Origin of the sequence: Acinetobacter sp. WU_MDCI_Abxe161, from assembly GCF_025514355.1 — a bacterium.
Taxonomy (GTDB): domain Bacteria; phylum Pseudomonadota; class Gammaproteobacteria; order Pseudomonadales; family Moraxellaceae; genus Acinetobacter; species Acinetobacter pittii_E.
The window spans coordinates 217,414-238,344 of record NZ_JAHPTU010000006.1; the positions used below are offsets into that span (position 1 = coordinate 217,414).

Below are 20,931 nucleotides of genomic sequence, written 5' to 3' on the forward strand. Positions count from 1 at the left end.
TGATCAAAGATATTTTGCTTATTCATCTATTTTTTCGCAACAATAAAAAAAGCAAAATGCACCTCAAGTTAAACAATTATTTAAATTCAGGTGAACACATGAATATCCCTCGTTTTGGTCTAGGAACTTTCCGTCTTAAAGAACAAGCGGTGATTGATTCTGTTAAAAATGCACTAGATGTAGGTTATCGTGCAATTGATACGGCTCAAATTTATGACAATGAAGCGGCGATTGGTCAAGCTATTGCTGAAAGTGGCGTGTCACGTCAGGACTTATTTTTAACTACAAAAATCTGGGTAGATAATTTTGCTCAAGATAAGTTTATTCCGAGCTTAAAAGAGAGCTTGGAAAAGCTTCGTACTGACCATGTCGACCTCACTTTGATTCACTGGCCAGCCCCAGATTTAGGCGTTTCAATTCCTGAAATCATGCAACTGTTACTTGAAGCGAAACAACAAGGTCTTACCAAACAAATTGGTATTTCAAATTTCAATATTGAGCTTACCCAACAAGCGATTGACATAATTGGTGCAGAGCATATTGCAACCAACCAGATTGAGCTGAGCCCTTATCTTCAAAACCATAAACTTGTGAATTTCTTACAAGAGAAGAATATTGATGTCACTTCATATATGACGCTTGCGTACGGTAAAGTGCTTCAAGACCCTGTTTTAGCTGAAATTGCAGCAGCTCATCAAGCAACGACAGCGCAAATTGCACTGGCATGGGCATTGCAACGTGGTTTTGCAGTTATTCCATCTTCGACTAAACGTGAAAACCTGATCAGTAATTTAAAAGCACAGGATATCGAGTTAACTTCAGCTGAAATGCAAATGATTGCCGGACTTGATCGTAACAGTCGTGAAGTTAGCCCAGAACCATGGGCACCAGTTTGGGACTAAACTCATGAACACTCAATCAAATACGGCGTTCTCGTTATTGGCATTGGCAATTGGTGCCTTTGCCATTGGCACTACTGAATTCTCACCAATGGGATTGTTGCCAAATATCGCTCATGATTTAGGGATTTCAATTCCAACGGCCGGAATGTTAATTACAGGTTATGCACTTGGCGTCATGCTCGGTGCACCTTTCATGACCCTCTGGTTTGGTGGTTTTGCACGACGTAATGCGCTTATTTTCCTCATGGCGATCTTTACGATAGGTAACCTGATCGCAGCATTTTCACCAAGCTATATGAGCTTATTAGGGGCGCGTCTCATCACAAGCCTGAATCATGGTGCTTTCTTCGGAATTGGCTCTGTTGTGGCAGCAAGCATTGTGCCCGCACATAAACAGGCCAGCGCTGTAGCGACCATGTTTATGGGCTTAACCATTGCCAACATTGGTGGTGTACCGTTGGCAACATGGGTTGGGCAAAACATTGGCTGGCGTATGTCTTTCCTTGCGATTTCCTTGCTTGGTGTGATTACGATGCTCGCTTTATGGAAAGCCCTGCCATCAGGCATGGTTGCCCAAAAGCCAAATGTGAAAGCTGAGTTGAAGGTGTTAACGCGTACTCCTGTGGTTCTTGCGCTACTCACCACCGTACTCGGTGCAGGTGCAATGTTTACGCTTTATACCTATATTGCGCCAAGCTTGACTGAGTTTACCCATGCTTCACCGACCTTTATTACTTTTATGTTGGTGTTGATTGGTGTCGGTTTCTCGATTGGTAACCATTTAGGCGGTCGCTTTGCAGACTTATCCATCAACAAAACTTTGATTGGCTTCTTGGTTCTGTTGATTATCATGATGGTGACTTTCCCCATCCTTGCACAAAGCCAGATTGGAGCAGCCATTGCATTAGTCATCTGGGGTGCAGCAACCTTTGCTTTAGTACCACCTTTGCAAATGCGTGTCATGTCAGTCGCTCATGAAGCACCTGGACTTGCATCTTCAGTAAATATCGGTGCGTTTAACTTAGGTAATGCAGTCGGTGCCGCAGCAGGAGCGTTAGTACTCGATTTAGGTTGGGGTTATAGCGCAGTATCATTTGCTGGTGCATTGTTGGCTGGGTTAGGTTTGTTATTGGTTTTATTCCAAATCAAACGCGAAAGTAGTCCCGTCCAAACATTGCAGCAGTGTTCAGATTAATAAAGAAAAGCGCCTGAAATCAGGCGCTTTTTTTAAGTTATTTATTTTAAGATTTCTGGTAATTTTGGTTGTTCATAAATCGGACTCATCACTTCCCGCTTCATTTTAAGTAGCATCTGGTAAGGCTGTTGTTGAACAAACATATTCACAAAGCTCAATGGAATTGAACCAGCAGGATCTGCATAACCACTGGTGGTTACTTTCACCTTATTATTTGCAACTTTCTGGAATGTCCAGTCCCCTTCATAATGTGTCAAACGCACTACATCGGGTTGTATCGGATAATTTCCGCTAATCGCAGTATTTTTAATTGTCACAATGCCATTTGCGGCTTTGCTCATTTTTCCTTTTACAACCACATCACGATCTTTTAAAGGAAACGGAAAATCCAACACCATATATAGCGTGAATTCACCTTTTTTCTCATCTTGAGACAACATCTGAACTTTGCCCATATAAGGCACCCACTGGTCAGCACGATTTACATCTAAAATCACAGCGACAGCGCGTTCAAGTGGTACATCAAATGTGGTTTCTGCTTTATATTGAAAGACTGGATTATCGGGCTTTTGATAAGTCCAGACTTTAATATTATTGCGATTTAAGCTTAATTTAGCTTTTTCTGTAGAAGCAGCCCCCGTCCAGAGGCTGCTCAAGCAAAGAAGAGTGGTCAAGGCAATTTGTTTTTTATTCATGTTCTGCTCTATCTTGTTTTTCTCGCTACACATGGAATGCGTACAGGGTTTTAAACCTGTACGTCGTTCAATCCTAAAACATCTTTCATATCATATTTACGCGCTTCACGACCCACAACCCAAGCCGCAGCTCGCACTGCACCAGCAGCAAAATTCATGCGGTTAGTTGCTTTATGAGTCACTTCAACGCGCTCACCTTCACCAATGAACATAACCGTGTGTTCGCCAACAATATCACCACCACGAATAGTTTCAAAACCAATCGTTTGACGATCACGTGGGCCTGTATGCCCTTCACGACCATATACAGCAACTTCTTTTAGGTTACGGCCTAAAGTATCTGCAATTGCCTCACCCATCATTAACGCTGTACCTGATGGCGCATCTACTTTATGACGGTGATGAGCTTCAATGACTTCAATATCTACTGTATCGCCAAATACTTTTGCTGCAAGCTCAAGTAACTTGATTGATACATTTACACCCACCGAATAATTCGCAGCGTAAACCACAGGTGTATGAGTAGCAACTTCGTCTAACTCAGCTTTTTGCTCATCTGACATACCTGTTGTACCAATAACCATGGCAACCCCAGCTTCACGGCAAAGCTTTAAGTGCTGAGCAGTTGCAACTGGTGCGGTAAAATCAATGATTACATCGCAGTCTTTCAAAACATCTACCAAGTTTCCTGAAACCTTCACACCCACTGAACCAATGCCAGCAAGCTCACCTGCATCAGTGCCCACCAAACTACTTTCCGGACGCTCTACTGCAGCGGCTAATTGATAGCCTGCTTGTTGAACTGCTTGAATAAGCGTACGGCCCATACGACCGCCTGCACCTAAAATACCAATGCGTGGAGCTGCTGACATAATCCTTCTCAATCTTCTGTTTTACGTAATTTGTCTACTATATCAAAACTCTTTGCTCCCGATAAAAAGTAAAAATTATTTTTTGAGATGAACTGAAATTTAATCTGTTTTCACAAAAGTTAAAGAATTGATCGGCACACTACGGAGCCACGAATGAGAAAAAGATGACGATAAAGGAGTTCAAAATGCATTCGAAAATTATTGGATTTACAGCGATGATGGGGATAATGAGTTCAATGGCATTTGCAGAGCCAGCAATCCAGCCAGGAGACACATTAGAAAGCTTATCTAAAACACGTATTACAACAAACGTAAATACTCAAACAGCAACACCTATAGCTCAAACAAGCGTGACAACCGATAACAATGCTGACGTTAAAGTTGAAGATATTGACCCGATTATTGGCGAAACAACAGCAGAAGCACCGAAAGTAGCTGTACAGGCAGAAGCAGTAGCCGCACCAGTGATCGAAAATACTCCTATTCTTGCTTCTAGCGAACCGACTGTAAGTGTTAATGATATTGATGTAGCTCACCCTACAGAGTAAGCAGTAGTCATTTTCTTTTAAGCAGAATAAAAATAATAAGATAGATCAGCGCAATAAAAAGGCGGATATTTTATCAATATCCGCCTTCTTTTTAATTTCTTGTCTAATCAAGCATTAATCGAACAAACGATCAAAGAATGATTTTTTCTTCGGTGAAGAAGCACTGTCTTCGCCATCAAAAGAAGCTTGTAACTCTTTAAGTAATTCACGTTGACGAGAATTTAGGTTGACTGGAGTCTCGACCACAATACGGCAGAGTAAATCACCCACCATGCTGCTACGTACTGGACGAACGCCTTTGCCACGTAAGCGGAATAATTTACCTGTTTGAGTTCCCTCAGGAATCTTCAAGCTAACGCGACCTTCCAAAGTTGGAATTTCAATTTCTTTACCAAGTGCAGCATCAGCAATGCTTACTGGTACGTCCATATAAAGATCTGCACCGTCACGTTGGAAAATTTCGTGTTCACGAACTACAACTTCAACGTACAAGTCACCTGATTGGCCATCACGAATTGCTTCGCCTTTACCACTCAAACGAACGCGGTCACCATTATCTACACCCGCTGGAATGGTAACTTCCAACGTTTGTTGACGGTCAGCCACACCTGAACCATGACATGCCTGACAAGGGTTTTTAATAATTTTACCTTGACCACGACAAGTACCACATGTTTGTTGTACAGAGAAGAAACCTTGTTGCATACGTACTTGTCCTGAACCATGACAAGTTTTACAGGTTTCAACATCTTTTGGATTTTTAGAGCCTTTACCATCACACACATCACATGGTGCAGGAGCAGTAAAGGTAATGGTTTTTTTCACCCCTTTTACAGCTTCTTCAAGGGTAAGTTCCATTACATAGCGTAAATCTGATCCGCGACGTTGACGTTGTTGACGTCCGCCACCACCGAATGCACCACCGAAGATATCACCGAACTGACTGAAAATGTCTTCGGCACTAAATCCACCGAAGCCACCACCGCCGCCGCCAAAGCCGCCTTCGAACGCATTATGACCCATGCGATCGTACATGCTACGCTTTTCACTGTCCGATAAAACTTCATAAGCTTCAGCAGCTTCTTTAAATTTCTCTTCAGCTTCGGCATTGTCAGGGTTTCTATCAGGATGATATTTCATCGCCAATTTACGGTAGGCTTTTTTGATCTCATCATCACTTGCGGTTTTTGAAACGCCTAAAACCTCATAATAATCACGTTTAGCCATTTTTGGCGGTGCTCCTCACGGAATTTTATCAATACTCTATTGCCGACTAAATGGGGGACTTTAGCCGAATTTACAAGGGGAAAATGTTCAAAAAATAGATATATTAAAAAACTGCCTTATTTTTTAAATATTTAGACAAGCCTTTTAACCATGCATTTAATAGAAATAACCACGCGATAGCGCTAAAAACTACACCAGCAACTGTAGAGGCTGTGACCCAAAGATTACTGTCCCATGCAAAGAAGAAGAGCGGAATAAACCAGACCACAGCAAAAATTGCCATACAAAGAAATAGAATCCCGTTGCGCATAATCCATAGTGCATGCGCATGAATCCAAACTTCAGCATTATCTACCACTGCTACTTTACGAGCGACCAAATAAGCAAAGGCCGCAAAAATAACCGTAAACAATGCAAGAAACATGAACGCATAAGAAATTACTATATAACGGCGATGCTGTTCGATATGGTCTTGCCCCATCTGTATTTCACCTCAATTCACTGCATTTTGCCTATTTTTTATGCAGTGAAATATTCCTGTATTTTTTGTGTAAAGACAGGTGCTACTATATTGGAGTTTTCAATATTTCGCACCTTTATTCACAAAAAATTTATGTATTTTATGCGGTTTTTTTCACCTTAAACCACGCTGCATACAGTGCAGGTAGGAAAAATAATGTCAGTAAGGTGGCAACAATCAAGCCGCCCATGATCGCAACTGCCATCGGACCAAAGAAAATACTCCGTGAAAGTGGAATCATGGCCAGAACCGCAGCTAAAGCAGTCAAAATAATTGGACGGAATCGACGCACTGTCGCTTCAATAATCGCTTCCCAAGTTGGATGACCTGCTTGCCTATCTTGTTCAATTTGATCAATCAAAATAAGCGAGTTACGCATGATCATGCCAGAGAGTGCAATTGTGCCCAACATCGCCACAAAGCCAAATGGTTTGTTAAATAACAGTAAAAATAAAACTACACCAATTAAACCTAATGGAGCTGTTAACAACACGATGGTCGCGCGAGATAAGCTTTTGAGCTGAATCATAAGTAATGTCATGACCACAGCCAAGAAGAGCGGCATACCCGCATTAACGGAATTTTGCCCACGTGCAGATTCTTCTACAGTTCCACCCACTTCAATCAGATAGCCACTTGGCAATTCAGCGCGTAACTTATCCATTGATTCAGCTAACTCACCCACAACGGTAGCAGGCTGTAAATTGGTACGAATATCTGCGCGAACTGTAATCGTCGGTAAACGGTTACGATGCCAGATCAAACCATCTTCAAACTTATACTCAATTTTTGCAATTTGGGCTAAAGGTACTGTCGTTCCATTGTTTGTAGGTACAGCTAAGCTTGCCAATGAAGCCACTTCAACGCGCTCTGCCTGATCTCCACGTAAACGGATTTCAATGAGTTCACGCTTTTCACGATATTGCTCAATCGCACTACCCGTAATTGATGCATTAATGAAGTTCGCTAAATCCAGACTCGATACGCCCATTTGTCGAGCACGGTCTTGGTCAATCTGAATGGAAATGATCTTACTTGGCTCACCCCAATCTAAGTGTACATTAGTGGTATTCGGGTTTTCACTCATCACCTTAGCGACCTGCTGCGCCTCTTTACGCACCAGATTTAAATCTTCTCCTGACACACGATATTGCAATGGATAACCAACAGGCGGGCCATTTTCTAGTAATGACACGCGAGTACGAACTTGCGGAAGTAATTGCTTAATTTGTGTGTCCAACGAACGTCGAATTTCATCACGATCATCAAGCGATGATGCGAGCACAACAAACTGTGCAAAGCTGGCTTGCGGTAATTGCTGGTCTAACGGTAAATAAAAACGTGGTGAACCTGTACCGACATACGCCACATAGTTATCAATCCCTTTTTGTTTAAACAGGAAGTTTTCAACTTTTTTTACAGCTTGTTCTGTTGCTGTTAAAGAAGCACCTTCTTCAAGTTTTAAATCGACCAGAATTTCGGCACGGTTCGAAGGTGGGAAAAACTGTTGCGGAACCAGTTTAAACATCAGTACAGATAGCACAAAAATACCCACCGTAGTCGCAATTACAGTTTTACGGTAGGTTACACAAAACTCGACCATCTTTCTAAAACGTAGATAGAAGCTAGATTGATAAGGATCGTAGTGATGGTCCTGAGAAATGGCCACAGTTTGCGGTTGCGGCTTTTTAGTTAATCTTGCCCATAGGCGAACATACCAAGGTGCCTGATGGCCTGTTTTGGTAAAATCGGGTAATAGCTTTTCACCTAAATAAGGCACAAATAAAACCGCTGCCACCCAAGAGACCAATAAGGCAATTGTTACCACCTGAAAAATAGAGCGAGTGTATTCACCTGTACCAGATTGAGCTGTCGCAATAGGTAAAAAACCCGCCGCAGTAATGAGTGTTCCGGTGAGCATTGGAAATGCTGTGGTTTTCCATGCAAATCCGGCGGCTTTAATTCGGCTATAGCCCTGCTCCATCTTAATTGCCATCATCTCGACAGCAATAATGGCATCATCGACTAATAAACCTAGCGCTAGAATCAAGGCACCGAGTGAAATCTTATGCAGTCCGACATCGAATAGATTCATACCCGCAAAGGTCATTGCTAAAACTAAAGGAATAGAAAAAGCGACAACCAGTCCCGTACGGAATCCTAAAGAGAAAAAACTCACTAACAAGACAATAATGACTGCCTCAGCGAGTACCTTCACAAACTCATGAATACTACGTTGTACTGCTACAGGTTGGTCGGAAACTTTTTGCAGTTTCATACCTAGAGGTAGGGTCTTTTGCAGTTGGGCAAACTCTGTTTCCAGATTTTTACCTAAGGCAATAATGTCACCGCCCTTACGCATGGATAGGGCAATACCAATACCATTTTCACCCATAAAACGCATACGTGGTTGAGCAGGTTGGCTAAAACCACGATAGACATCCGCAACGTCACCCAGTTGAATGGTTTTATCACCAACCAACAAAGGTGTTTTTTTAATTTCCTCAATATCTTGTAAATGCCCACTTACCCTAATTTGAATACGGTCTGTACCCGTTTCAAAAAAGCCAGCACTTGCCATACTATTTTGCTTTTGTAAGGCTTCTTGAATTGCTGTAACCGGAATTCCAAGCTGTACCGCTTTAGTGTTAGAAATCTCAATCCAGATTTTTTGATCTTGTAGTCCAATCAATTCGACCTTACTCACATCCTTGACTCTTTGAAGCTGTAATTGCAAACGATCTGCATATTCTTTTAAAAGCGCATAGTCAAAGTCTTTGCCTGTTAGAACATAAATATTACCGAAAGTGTCTCCAAATTCGTCATTGAAAAATGGACCTTGTACACCATTTGGTAGTTCATGGCGAATGTCATTCACCTTCTTACGAACGTTGTACCAAACATCAGGAATCTTGTCAGAAGTCAGTGAATCCTTGGCAACGAATGTGACCATTGACTCACCCGGACGGGAGTAAGCCATAATCTTGTCATACTGCCCTGTTGTCATGAGTTCCTTTTCGATACGGTCAGTCACCAGCGTTGAAACTTCTTTCGCAGTTGCCCCCGGCCAGTAGGTTTGTACAACCATGACTTTAAAGGTAAATGGCGGGTCTTCACTTTGTGAGAGTTTTGAATAAGAGATCGCGCCGATAATGCCAAGCAAGAGCATAAAATAAAGGACCAGACCTTTATTTTTTAATGCCCACTCCGAGAGATTGAATTTCATGGCTGTTTCACTCCCTGAATTTTCACCGCACGGTTTTCACGGTCAATCGGGTGAATCTTCTGTTTATCACGTAGCAGATGTACGCCGCCAATCACAACCCAATCATTTGGAGCTAAACCAGTTAAAATAGGTACGCTATCTTTGCCATATGCACCAATCGTTACAGGTACTTTACGTAAAGTTTGATTTGCATTAACCACCCACACATAAGGCTGGTTATCTGTTGCTGAAACACTCGAAAGTGGTACGCTCATCACGTTGGTTTGAGTCGAACTAAAAAATACGCGTGCACTTTGTCCAAGCTGAATAGCAGACTGGCCTTCTTTGAGTGCTACCTTAACTGTAAAAGTACGGGACTGGTCCGCTGCAGGAGAAACTTCGCGAACATATCCGGCAAATTTTTCATTCGGTTTAGACCACAAGGTAATCCAAGCAGATTGGCCAACTTTAATCTCGCTAACCGCTTGTTCTGGTACACCAATGACAACTTCACGTTCACCATCAATAGCAAGTTGATAAGCAGCTTGTCCTGCTGCCACCACTTGTCCAATTTCTATGTTTCGCGCAGTAATAACACCATTTTTGTTAGAAACAAGTTGGTTATAACCTGTTTGGTTGGCAGAAACTTCATAGTTAGAACGAGCTTGCTGTAAGGCTGCTTGTGCTGCGTCATATTGATTTTTTACAGTGTCATATTGCGAACGGCTTACAGCGTTAATCGGGAGTAATTGCTGAAAGCGTTTAAGTTCATCTGCTGCCGTTTTTGCTGAAGCCTGTGCATTGTCTAGCTGAGCTTTAGCAGCATTTAATTGTAGCTGAGCATCTGCCACATCAAGCTTTGCTAATACTTGTCCTACTTTAACCCGGTCGCCTACATCCACGTAACGAGCCGTAACTTGTCCACCTACCCGAAATGCTAAAGCCGTTTGTTGTCTCGCTTGAACATCCCCTGCATAGCTTTTTTGTTCATTAAGTGTGGTTAAGGGCTGTGCCACCATCACATAGGGTATTTCTTCTGCTTTTGGAGTCTCTTCACTACACCCCATTAATGTGACCATACAAACAATCACCATACTCATGATGAGAGGTTTTAACACATTCATATCTTATCGCTCTTATTCAAACTGATTTTTTAAGGCACAATATGCTTGCATCATAGTTCGTTTATTTTTTAATTAATATACCCATTGGTACATTAATTAAAGAAAAACATGTAAGTGTTTATTTTTAAAATTATTATTTAGAGGATTTTGTGCAAACAGTTAATCAAAGTGGACGCCCGAAAGATCTAGAAAAACGTGCTCGTATCTTACAAGCCGCTAAAGCTATTTTTTTGAAATCTGGCTATCACGGTACCAGCATGAACCAGATTGCACAGGAAGCAGGTGTAACTAAACTGACGGTCTATAACCACTTTCAAGACAAAGCCAACTTGTTTATCTGTGCGATTACAGAAACCTGTGAAGAGACACTGTGTACTAAACAATTTGAATTAGATGCATCGGCAGATTTTTATCAAGCCCTCTTTATTGTGTGTTCACGCGCCTTGCAAATTATTTACTCACCTGAGGCACTTAAACTTGAACATGTTTTATTTGAACTTGCAGCAGAACAAAGTCCACTCGCCCTACAGTTTTTTGATGCATCACATACGCGACTGCAAAATCAGTTAACTGAGTTTTTGCAAAAAGCAGCTCAATTAGGTTTTATTCAAACCGATGACCCAACCTATCAAACCGAGCTTCTTTTGTCCTTATTGCTTGGTGTACGTCACCAGAAGGTTTTACTGGGGATCATTGCTGTACCCAATGCGCACGAGCTTGAACAAATTATTCAAGATGCAATTCATTTATTCTTGCTCAAATACCAGAATTAAACCAAAGTCCGATTGTCAAAAGTTGTGCTGAGTGCATGTCATCTTTTCAGCCTCAACATGCGAATTAAATGTTATTTTTTAAGCAAAAATTCACATTTTCTTACGCTCAAAGCTTGGAATGTTCGCTAATCGCGCTATATTCGATAAGAATAAGAACAGGAGAAAAATAGCATGGTTCAGCAAATCGATGCGCCACTGCGTGAGGATGTCCGCTTACTTGGCAACTTGTTAGGTGAAACCCTAAAACAACATGCAGGACAAGAACTGTTTAATCAGATCGAGCAAATCCGTGCTCTTGCCAAAGGTGCACGTGATGGTCAAGCTGAAGCCGAAAAGCAACTAGAACAATTATTTTTAGAACTGCCCGATGAAGAGTTACTTCCTCTTACCCGCGCGTTTTCTCATTTCCTAAATTTTGCCAATATTGCTGAGCAATATCATGTGGTGCGTAGCCGCAGACAGGCAGAATTTGATCCGGATGCAAACTCTCCGAACCCCCTTGTTCACTTATTTCAAAAATTTAAAGATAAAAGTATTTCGACAGAAAAACTGTTCCAGCAAATTTGTGATCTTAAGATTGAACTGGTACTTACGGCGCATCCAACAGAAGTGAGCCGTCGTACCCTGATCCAAAAATATGATGATATTAATGCTTGCCTATCGCAGCTTGATCAGCAAAAACTCACGCCACGCGAACGTCAAAATGCACTAGCGAACTTAAAGCAACAAATTAGTTCGGCATGGCAAACGGATGAAATCAGACAGCACCGCCCTACTCCAGTCGATGAAGCAAAATGGGGTTTTGCCACAATTGAGCAAACACTTTGGAATGCTGTACCTAAATTCATTCGCGAATTAAATGAGTTGGTTCAAGAAAATTGCCAACTCAATTTACCACTGAACATTGCACCAGTACGTTTTGCATCTTGGATGGGTGGAGACCGTGATGGTAATCCAAATGTTACACATCAAATTACCCAAGAAGTGCTCTGGTTATCACGCTGGCAAGCTGCTGACCTCTACCTAAGAGATATCGAAAACTTACGTTGGGAACTTTCAATCCAGACGTGTTCTGAAGAAATGATTCAGGCCATTGGTAGTCACCATGCCGAACCTTATCGTGAGTATTTACGTGCAACACGAGAACGTTTAAAAGCGACCCGCCACTGGTTAGCTCAGCGCCTACAAGGCTTAGAAGCAGACGACAGCAATGTCATTAAAAGCAAAGATGAGCTTTTACAGCCACTATTGTTGTGCTATCGCTCTTTAATCGATAGTAATCTGCCTGAAATTGCGAATGGGCAACTCCTCGACTTTATTTACCGTGTGAACTGTTTTGGTATTGAACTACTTAAACTTGATATTCGCCAAGAATCAGGTCGTCATCGTCAAGCGATTTCAGCAATTACCGAATATTTAGGTTTAGGTAATTTTGAGTCATGGACCGAACAAGCGCGCCAAAACTTCCTTATTCAGGAATTACAAAGCAAACGCCCACTTCTACCGAAATACATTAATGAACCTGAAGGGAGTTTGATTGGTCATCCAGATGTTCAAGAAGTATTTGCAACCATGCGTACTTTGGCAGACCAACCACCTGAGTCTTTAGGGGCTTATATTATTTCTATGGCTGAATATCCAAGTGATGTTTTGGCTGTATTGTTATTGCAGAAAGAAGCTGGCATTCAACATCCTTTACGTGTAGTTCCTCTGTTTGAAACTTTAAAAGATTTAGATGGCGCTGCAACGACCATGAATACGCTGTTCAATATGCATTGGTACAAACAGCACATTCAGGGTAAACACGAAGTCATGATTGGTTACTCCGACTCTGCAAAAGATGCGGGTTTCATGTCTGCCAACTGGGCGCAATATCGTGCTCAAGAAGAGCTAACAGCAATTGCTCAAACACACGGCGTACAGTTAACGCTGTTCCACGGCCGTGGTGGCTCAATTAGCCGTGGTGGTGCTCCAACCCAACAGGCGTTGTTCTCACAACCTCCTGGTTCAATTTCTGGTGCAATCCGTGTCACAGAGCAAGGGGAAATGATCCGCTTCAAATTTGGTCTAGAAGGCATTGCTATGCAAAACCTTGAGATCTATACCGCAGCAACACTTGAAGCGACCTTATTACCGCCACCGGAACCTAAAACCGAATGGCGTGAACTCATGAACCGCATGACTGATCATTCTGTTAAGGTTTACCGTCAAACAGTTCGTGAAAACCCACATTTTGTGAAGTATTTACGTACGGTTACACCTGAACTTGAATTACAAATGTTGCCTTTAGGCTCGCGTCCTGCAAAACGAAAAGTAAGTGGGGGCATCGAGTCTTTACGTGCGATTCCATGGGTATTTGCTTGGACACAAATCCGTTTGATGTTACCTGCATGGTTAGGTACTGGCGCAGCAATTAATGAAGTGATTGCCGATCAACAAAAAGCGACACTTGATGAAATGCTCCAGCAATGGCCTTATTTCCAAACACTCATTGATATGCTGGAAATGGTATTGTCTAAAGCCGATGCCAACATTGCACTCTATTACGAGTCTCATCTGACTGAAGATGAAGATTTGAAAGTTCTTGGCAACCAATTACGCCAACGTCTAAAAGATGCTGTGGAAACCTTGCTTGCATTAAAAGATGAATCAAAGCTTCTTAGCAATAATGAAGTTCTCGATCAGTCTATGCAGGTTCGTAAACCATACTTATTGCCTTTGCATCTTTTACAAGCTGAACTCATGAAGCGACGTCGTGATTATCTCGCTGAACGTCAGGCAGAGAATACCCCTGTTGACCATGCACTTATGGTGAGTATTGCAGGTATCGCGGCTGGTTTACGTAATACAGGCTAAACTAATTTTACCGATTGTTTTATAAAGCAGTGCATCATGATGTGCTGCTTTTTACTTGCAAAGTTCTCTATTTTTCTTAAATTTTCCTCGATTTTCTATTTTTTATAATATTTTTTTTAAAATCAAAAAATTAATTTTTATGATAAAAAAATAACTAATTCCTTATATTTAGAAAACATAAAATTATACCGATCGTTAAAAAATAATTGCTTTTCACATACATACTTCTCTCTAGAGATTAAATGCATTCTCAAGAAAGAGTATCATTGCACCAATTAAAAAATAATGAGCTTATTTTATGTCCAACTGGTTTCCCAAATGGCAGCCTTACCAAGGTGACGTTGACCATCGGCCGGTCTCTACCAATGAATATCTCCCACCCGTTCAAAGTGCTATTTTAGGTATTCAACATGCATTTGCCATGTTTGGAGCAACTGTATTAGCGCCATTACTCATGGGGTTTAATCCTAACCTTGCTATTTTAATGTCTGGAATCTGTACCATCCTGTTCTTTTTAATTACAGGTGGTCGTGTTCCGAGTTATTTAGGATCAAGTTTTGCCTTTATTGGTGTGGTTGCAGCTGCAACTGGGCATATTACAGGTTCGGGCGCCAATCCAAATCTATCGATAGCTTTAGGTGGAATCGTAGCATGTGGTGTTTTTTATGCCATCATCGGTTTTATTGTGATGCTTACGGGTACGCGCTGGATTGAAAAACTCATGCCGCCTGTAGTGACTGGCGCCATTGTGATGATTATTGGTCTCAACCTTGCACCTGTTACCATTAAAGGCGTTGCAGGCCAACCATTTGAAATGTGGATGGCTTTAATTACCGTACTTTGTATGGGCAGTATTGCAGTCTTTACGCGTGGCTTATTGCAGCGTCTACTTCTATTGGTTGGTTTGATTTTGGCTTATGTCATTTATGCCATCACCACCAATGGGCTAGGTTTAGGTAAACCAATCGATTTTAGCCAGATCTCACAAGCCGCATGGTTTGGGATTCCAAGCTTTTCACATCCTACTTTTGACACCAAGGCTATGCTAATTATTGCGCCAGTTGCGCTTATTTTAGTAGCAGAAAACCTAGGGCACATCAAAGCTGTTGGCGCAATGACTGGTGAAAATCTGACTCCACAATTAGGCAAAGCATTTGTCGCAGATGGTTTAGCAACAACGCTATCCGGTAGTGTCGGTGCTCCGGGCATGACTACTTATGGCGAAAACATTGGGGTGATGGCAGTCACTCGTGTGTACTCAACCATTGTTTTTGTAATTGCAGGTATCTTCGCAATTTTCTTAGGTTTATCTCCAAAATTTGGCGCGGTAATTAGTACCATTCCAAGTGCTGTCTTAACAGGCGCATCTATTGTTGTGTTTGGTTTGATTACCATTGCTGGGGCCAAAATCTGGATCGAAAACAAAGTTGATTTTTCTAACAATAAAAATCTAATTGTTGCCTCTGTAACGATTATTTTAGGTGCTGGTAACTTTGAATTATTGTTCGGTAATTTCAATTTAGGTGGTATTGGTACTGCAACTTTTGCAGCCATTATTTTAAATTGGCTGTTTAGTTTAAAAGATAAAACTTAAATTCAAAAAGGCAGCGCAAGCTGCCTTTTTTCATTACGATTTAGTATGATGACTTTTTACTCTTCAATACGTTTCCTGTCATGCGTTTTGATTTTTTTGATTTACAGCTGGTTCTTCATATTGTCTCTACAGGTAGTCTAACCAAAGGTGCAGACCGCTCTGCAATTTCACTTCAAGCCGCCAGCGAACGTATTAAAAAACTCGAACAATATTTTGAAACGCCCTTATTTCTTCGCCAAACTACTGGCGTAGAACTCACCACAGCAGGACACGCGTTTGTAGAACATGCTCGTCAGCTTTTAGCACAAAAAGATCAACTCGAACAAGAAATGCAGCGCTTTAGGCCACCTACATCAGAGTCATTAACGCTTTGGTGTAACTCTTCTGCACAAAGCGAATATTTGCCTCCGTTATTACCTCAATATTTAGTGCTTCATCCTGAAATGAATATTGATTTACATGAGGCAGAAAGCTCGGAAATTGTAGATGCACTCACGCAAGGAATTGCGAGCCTTGGCTTGGTCTCCAGTTTTTTTGATACCAGACATTTGCAAACGAAAGAATTTGCGAGTGATCCGTTAGTTCTGATTTGTCCTGCTACGCATGAGTTAGCTCAATATCAAGAGCTGAACTTGGTAGAGGCTTTAAGCTATGGTTTTATTGGTCTTAAGTCCCATCACTCTTTGCAACAGTCCATTGAAACTCAAGCTAAGTTATTAGGCTTTAACATACAGTACCGTTTGCGCTTACCTAACTTTGGGGCGATTGCTGAGGTCGTTGCCAAAGGCGTTGGAATTGCGATTATGCCAGCTCGTGCTGCACAGCGTTTGCAATCAAACTATGATTTTCATTCCATTCAACTGCAAGGTGCTTGGGCAAATCGTAAACTGCTTTTGGCGACCCAAAATTTCAACCAGCTGCCTAGCAGTTACCAACAGTTTGCAGATTTTTTATTGCAGCATCGTCCTGAAAAATTGGCTTAATGCAAAATCATATAAAGACCTAATGACATCAAGCCTATAAAAAATATACGACGGAATTTTTGCTCATTTAAGCGGTAACGAATTTTTTTACCCACCCACATTCCAACGAGCGCTGCCAACAATGCAGCAAACGATAAACGATAGTCCAGTGTTATTCCCGACATAGGGTTATGGTGTAAAAACACTGCAAGACAAATGGTAGACACCGTAAAGGTTAATCCCAAAGCCTGAACCAGCTCGTCACGTTTTAAATGTAAAGACTGCAAATAAGGAACGATTGGAATAATAATGACACCTGTTGCTACAGTTACTGCTCCACCGATATATCCAATAATTGGTGATAGCCAACGTTCATGCTTTCCTAAGTGTGGAAGTTTCTTTACGCACAGTCCATAGAGACCATATAAGGCCAACATACAGCCTAATAAGATTTCACTACTATGCCCATGACTTTGACTTAAAGTAGGTAAAAAGCTCCATATTGAACCTACTATAATGCCGACAAGTAACGTCCAGAAACGGCGAATAAACGCCCAGACATGTCCTTCAGCAAAAAGTTGCCAGACATTGGTGACCATTGAGGGAACAATAAGCAGAGATGCTGCCTGAAAAGGGCTCATTGCGATGGTGAGTAAACCCATCGATACTGCGGGTAATCCTAAACCGATCATGCCTTTAATCATGCCCGCAAAGGCAAACACCACCATAATAATTGCTAGAAATGTCACTGTTTATCTCCGTTTCCTACAGGGTTATGCTACGGAAAAAACAGGTTCTGCCCTATTCTTGTTTTTAGAAGTGGGCCTCAATTAAAAGTTGAGGCTGTTTTATATTTCTCTTCTAATACATTGCTAAAAATACTTTCAATCATCCACACACGATACAAGCTATTAAATACATAAGTCTGGCCATCAATACGCAATTCTAAAACCGGTAAATCAGGCTGATGTTTATCTTTACACAAGGCATCATTTTGCGCCAAAACAGATTGCACATCTTGGTCGGTTAGCTGCTCAATTCCCAACTGTTGCTGTAACTGTTGAAAATGCTTTAAGAAAGATAAATCTTTTCCTTTTGTCCAAACCGCTTGAAGGATCGTAAAAATCGTATCGATTTGCTGATTTTCTTGCACACTATAGAAAAGCTTTGCCATTTCCAGTGTACTTTCCTCGGTAGGACGACAAAATGGTGTAAAGGCTACACCTGTTCTTTTAGAAACACGTGTCGCCAAACTCCAGTCAAACCAATCTCGACCTTGATAACTTAAAGGGTAAACTTTTAGTTGAATATCATAATAATCGGCCAGTTCTTCCTTGATATAAGCAAGTAACAACCAACTCATTGGGTCTTCTAAAGCAATATAGACATCAAGCTCAGGATGAAGCGTCTGAATCTCGGTAAGCGCCTCAGCATCGTTAATCAAATGTTCACGCCATTCGATATGATTAATTAAAAAAATCGGATTACCAGTCAGTAGCTTTTGCTGCTTCAAACGACGAGTCAAACGTAATAAATCATCTACTGCGTGATATTTACGTCCACCAAATTCAAAGTATGCCGCAGGTACAGGCTCATCCGTAAAAATACGTTCTGAGAAATGTTGAGGAAGCTGATGTTTAACTGCCATGGCATGTAAAGTACGTAACTTTCCATATTGTTGTTGCCAAAGCATGTGGAAAATATCTTCTAGTAAATGGAAGAAATTCTGACCTTGTAATGGGGTTCTTTTTAATATGACTGCCGCTTGTTTTAAAGATTCTGAGCTTGGGATTTCTGGAAATTCATCGAAACCGAAACGATGTTGTTTGGCTAATATCTTGGCATCATTTAAACAATAATTTTGCCACTCTTCATGCGACATGCTGTTTGGAGGTTCAGAAGCCGTATGCGAAATAATAATTTTTAAAGGCTTAAGTTCATCACTTAAAATTTCATCTAGCTGAGACAATTGCTGAACAGCCAAATAGCTATACACATCATCAAGTCGTAAATAAATACTTAAACCATTTTCCGTGGGTAACACCGCTTGACGAGAAGGCTTTTGGTAAAACCAGCTCGATCGAATAGGGTCAAACCAACGGCGTAGCAGTGACATGAGTTGTGCCTCTAAAAATTAAATCCTAAGCGTGATCAAAGATTATTTTGATCATAGTGCAAGGTAAAACAGTAGTCGAGATGAAATATAACTACCGTAGTTTACGCAGAAAATAAGTCATGTTTTTAGCAAGTTTCTACGTAGGTGAAGATTTTATCACCATTTTATGGCAAACCCATAGAATGATCTAAAAACACCTTTTTCTACAAGCTGATTTTTTTTACCAGACATGAAAAATGCACCCTTAACATGATAGCAATTCATCGTGTTAAAGGGTGCATGATTCCTACTCAATTATTAAAATTGAATATTTTATAGAACGCGTACAGCTCCTTTCGCTGCACTTGTTGTATGCATTGCATAAACTTTTAACGCTTTTGATACTTTACGTTTACGTTCTTCTTTCGGATGCCAGCCTTTCGCTTCTTGAACTGTACGGCGATGCGCTAAAGTCGCATCGTCAATATTCAAGTGAATGGTACGGTTTGGAATATCGATTTCAATAGTATCACCATCTTCAACCAAACCAATTGCACCGCCTTCAGCCGCTTCTGGTGAAACGTGACCAATCGAAAGACCTGATGAACCACCAGAGAAACGACCATCCGTTACTAATGCACAGTCTTTACCTAAACCTTTCGATTTAAGATAGCTAGTTGGGTAAAGCATTTCTTGCATACCCGGACCACCACGTGGGCCTTCGTAACGAATCACAACCACATCGCCAGCTTTAATGTCATGACCTAAAATTGCATCTACAGCTGCATCTTGGCTCTCGAATACACGCGCTTTACCCGTAAATTTCAAGATCGATTCATCAACACCCGCAGTTTTCACGATACAACCATCAAGCGCAATGTTGCCGTATAGAACTGCTAAACCGCCATCTTTAGAGAAAGCATGTTCTGCATTACGGATCACACCTTTTTCACGATCACCATCTAACGTTGAATAGTAACGATTTTGAGAGAACGCAACTTGAGTTGGAACACCACCCGGAGATGAACGATAGAATTCGTAAACGTCTGCATCTTCAGTACGAATAATGTCCCACTTATCTAATGCATCTTTTAAAGTTTTCTCATGTACAGTCGGCACCGATACATCAAGCAACTTCGCGCGGTCAAGCTCACCCAAGATGGCCATAATACCGCCGGCACGGTGTACATCTTCCATATGAACGTCTTGTTTTGCAGGCGCTACTTTCGACAATACAGGAACTCGACGTGATAACTCGTCAATATCGTCCATTGTAAAATCAACTTCTGCTTCACTTGCCGCAGCCAATAAATGTAGAACAGTATTGGTTGAACCACCCATTGCAATATCAAGGGTCATCGCATTTTTAAATGCAGCCTTTGTTGCAATCGAACGAGGTAAAATACTTGCGTCGTTTTGTTCGTAATAGCGCTTAGCTAATTCAACAATAAGCTGACCTGCTTTTAAGAATAATTTTTTACGGTTTGCATGCGTGGCAACAATCGAACCATTACCCGGTAAAGATAAACCTAAAGCTTCTGTTAAACAGTTCATTGAGTTTGCAGTGAACATACCTGAACATGAACCACAGGTTGGACATGCCGAACGTTCAAACTCTTCAACTTCTTCGTCTGTATAACTTTCATCAGCTGCAACAACCATTGCATCTACAAGGTCAATCGCTTTTTCATTACCACGGAACTTGACCTTACCCGCTTCCATTGGTCCGCCAGACACAAAAACAACAGGAATATTCAGACGCATCGCAGCCATGAGCATTCCCGGAGTAATCTTGTCACAGTTTGAAATACAAACCATGGCATCTGCACAGTGTGCATTCACCATATATTCAACTGAATCAGCAATCAAATCACGTGATGGAAGTGAATAAAGCATGCCGTCATGCCCCATTGCGATCCCATCATCAACTGCAATCGTATTGAACTCTTTAGCAACACCACCTGCTGCATGAATTTCTGCCGCGACAAGCTGCCCTAGATCTTTAAGATGTACATGGCCCGGCACAAATTGAGTAAATGAGTTGACCACCGCAATAATCGGTTTGCCGAAATCCTCATCTTTCATTCCTGTTGCACGCCATAAGCCACGTGCGCCAGCCATATTTCTTCCGTGTGTCGATGTTTTTGAACGATAGTCAGGCATTAGTGTTTCCAACAAGTTGTGCTTGAGCAGAATTTTTCCCGCTCTGGCGAATGATACTGAGATAGCGTTAGATCAGTCGGAATATTGACTCATCATCATAATTTGATCATTCTCCATTCTATAGAAGCAAATAATATTCGGAAAGCCAAGAACCGTAATAGTCAGTCAATATTTAGCAAAACTTACATGAATAATTTTTT

16 protein-coding genes are annotated in these 20,931 nt (G+C 41.4%); 7 read left to right on the plus strand and 9 right to left on the minus strand.

Annotation, left to right across the window (positions count from 1 at the left end; all coding sequences use genetic code 11):
- Positions 1-98 precede the first annotated feature (98 nt).
- On the plus strand, positions 99-902 hold the full coding sequence (gene dkgB / locus KTI78_RS09390; protein WP_262445896.1) for a 2,5-didehydrogluconate reductase DkgB: 804 nt from the start codon (positions 99-101) through the stop codon (positions 900-902).
- Positions 903-906: 4 nt separating this feature from the next.
- Positions 907-2,097, plus strand: coding sequence for an MFS transporter (locus KTI78_RS09395; RefSeq protein WP_016142662.1), 1,191 nt, complete (start codon positions 907-909; stop codon positions 2,095-2,097).
- Between the two features lie 41 nt (positions 2,098-2,138).
- On the opposite strand, the gene KTI78_RS09400 is transcribed toward KTI78_RS09395, so the two are convergent.
- Positions 2,139-2,792, minus strand: a complete 654-nt coding sequence (locus tag KTI78_RS09400; RefSeq protein WP_224992237.1) for an START domain-containing protein — start codon at positions 2,790-2,792, stop codon at positions 2,139-2,141.
- Between the two features lie 50 nt (positions 2,793-2,842).
- Entirely contained in the window at positions 2,843-3,664 is an 822-nt protein-coding gene (gene dapB, locus KTI78_RS09405; protein WP_262445897.1) for a 4-hydroxy-tetrahydrodipicolinate reductase, read from the minus strand.
- 185 nt (positions 3,665-3,849) lie between these two features.
- Between dapB and KTI78_RS09410 the strand changes: the two genes are divergently transcribed.
- Positions 3,850-4,212, plus strand: coding sequence for a hypothetical protein (locus KTI78_RS09410; protein WP_262445898.1), 363 nt, complete (start codon positions 3,850-3,852; stop codon positions 4,210-4,212).
- Between the two features lie 114 nt (positions 4,213-4,326).
- On the opposite strand, the gene dnaJ is transcribed toward KTI78_RS09410, so the two are convergent.
- The 4 genes from dnaJ to KTI78_RS09430 form a co-directional block, all read right to left on the minus strand.
- Positions 4,327-5,439 carry a molecular chaperone DnaJ gene (gene dnaJ / locus KTI78_RS09415; RefSeq protein ID WP_002119101.1) on the minus strand — a complete coding sequence of 371 codons (1,113 nt, stop codon included), beginning with the start codon at positions 5,437-5,439 and terminating at the stop codon, positions 4,327-4,329.
- 103 nt (positions 5,440-5,542) lie between these two features.
- A complete protein-coding gene (locus KTI78_RS09420) occupies positions 5,543-5,920 on the minus strand; it encodes a hypothetical protein (protein ID WP_004790237.1) in 378 nt (125 codons plus the stop codon).
- A 139-nt stretch (positions 5,921-6,059) separates the two neighbouring features.
- Positions 6,060-9,185, minus strand: a complete 3,126-nt coding sequence (locus KTI78_RS09425) for an efflux RND transporter permease subunit (RefSeq protein WP_262445899.1) — start codon at positions 9,183-9,185, stop codon at positions 6,060-6,062.
- Positions 9,182-10,288 (minus strand): efflux RND transporter periplasmic adaptor subunit, encoded by a 1,107-nt coding sequence (locus KTI78_RS09430; protein ID WP_262445900.1) that lies wholly within the window; start codon positions 10,286-10,288, stop codon positions 9,182-9,184. The genes KTI78_RS09425 and KTI78_RS09430 overlap by 4 nt, the downstream gene beginning before the upstream one ends.
- A gap of 149 nt (positions 10,289-10,437) precedes the next feature.
- On the opposite strand from KTI78_RS09430, the gene KTI78_RS09435 reads away from it, so the two are divergent.
- The 4 genes from KTI78_RS09435 to KTI78_RS09450 all read left to right on the plus strand — a co-directional run bounded on the left by KTI78_RS09435 (position 10,438) and on the right by KTI78_RS09450 (position 16,494).
- Positions 10,438-11,061 (plus strand): TetR/AcrR family transcriptional regulator, encoded by a 624-nt coding sequence (locus KTI78_RS09435; RefSeq protein WP_224992241.1) that lies wholly within the window; start codon positions 10,438-10,440, stop codon positions 11,059-11,061.
- A 171-nt stretch (positions 11,062-11,232) separates the two neighbouring features.
- Positions 11,233-13,917, plus strand: a complete 2,685-nt coding sequence (gene ppc, locus KTI78_RS09440) for a phosphoenolpyruvate carboxylase (protein WP_239968728.1) — start codon at positions 11,233-11,235, stop codon at positions 13,915-13,917.
- Positions 13,918-14,215: 298 nt separating this feature from the next.
- Positions 14,216-15,511, plus strand: coding sequence for a solute carrier family 23 protein (locus tag KTI78_RS09445; protein ID WP_032054592.1), 1,296 nt, complete (start codon positions 14,216-14,218; stop codon positions 15,509-15,511).
- Between the two features lie 80 nt (positions 15,512-15,591).
- Positions 15,592-16,494 carry a LysR family transcriptional regulator gene (locus KTI78_RS09450; RefSeq protein WP_239968730.1) on the plus strand — a complete coding sequence of 301 codons (903 nt, stop codon included), beginning with the start codon at positions 15,592-15,594 and terminating at the stop codon, positions 16,492-16,494.
- Here the strand turns inward: KTI78_RS09450 and KTI78_RS09455 are convergent.
- The 3 genes from KTI78_RS09455 to ilvD all read right to left on the minus strand — a co-directional run bounded on the left by KTI78_RS09455 (position 16,491) and on the right by ilvD (position 20,731).
- The gene (locus tag KTI78_RS09455; RefSeq protein WP_262445901.1) at positions 16,491-17,222 is read right to left on the minus strand and encodes a sulfite exporter TauE/SafE family protein; all 732 of its coding nucleotides are present in this window, start codon (positions 17,220-17,222) and stop codon (positions 16,491-16,493) included. The genes KTI78_RS09450 and KTI78_RS09455 overlap by 4 nt on opposite strands.
- Before the next feature lie 77 nt (positions 17,223-17,299).
- Positions 17,300-18,589, minus strand: a complete 1,290-nt coding sequence (locus KTI78_RS09460; RefSeq protein ID WP_262445902.1) for a hypothetical protein — start codon at positions 18,587-18,589, stop codon at positions 17,300-17,302.
- 312 nt (positions 18,590-18,901) lie between these two features.
- Positions 18,902-20,731: a dihydroxy-acid dehydratase gene (gene ilvD, locus KTI78_RS09465; protein WP_262445903.1), complete on the minus strand. Its 1,830-nt coding sequence runs from the start codon at positions 20,729-20,731 to the stop codon at positions 18,902-18,904.
- Positions 20,732-20,931 lie beyond the last annotated feature (200 nt).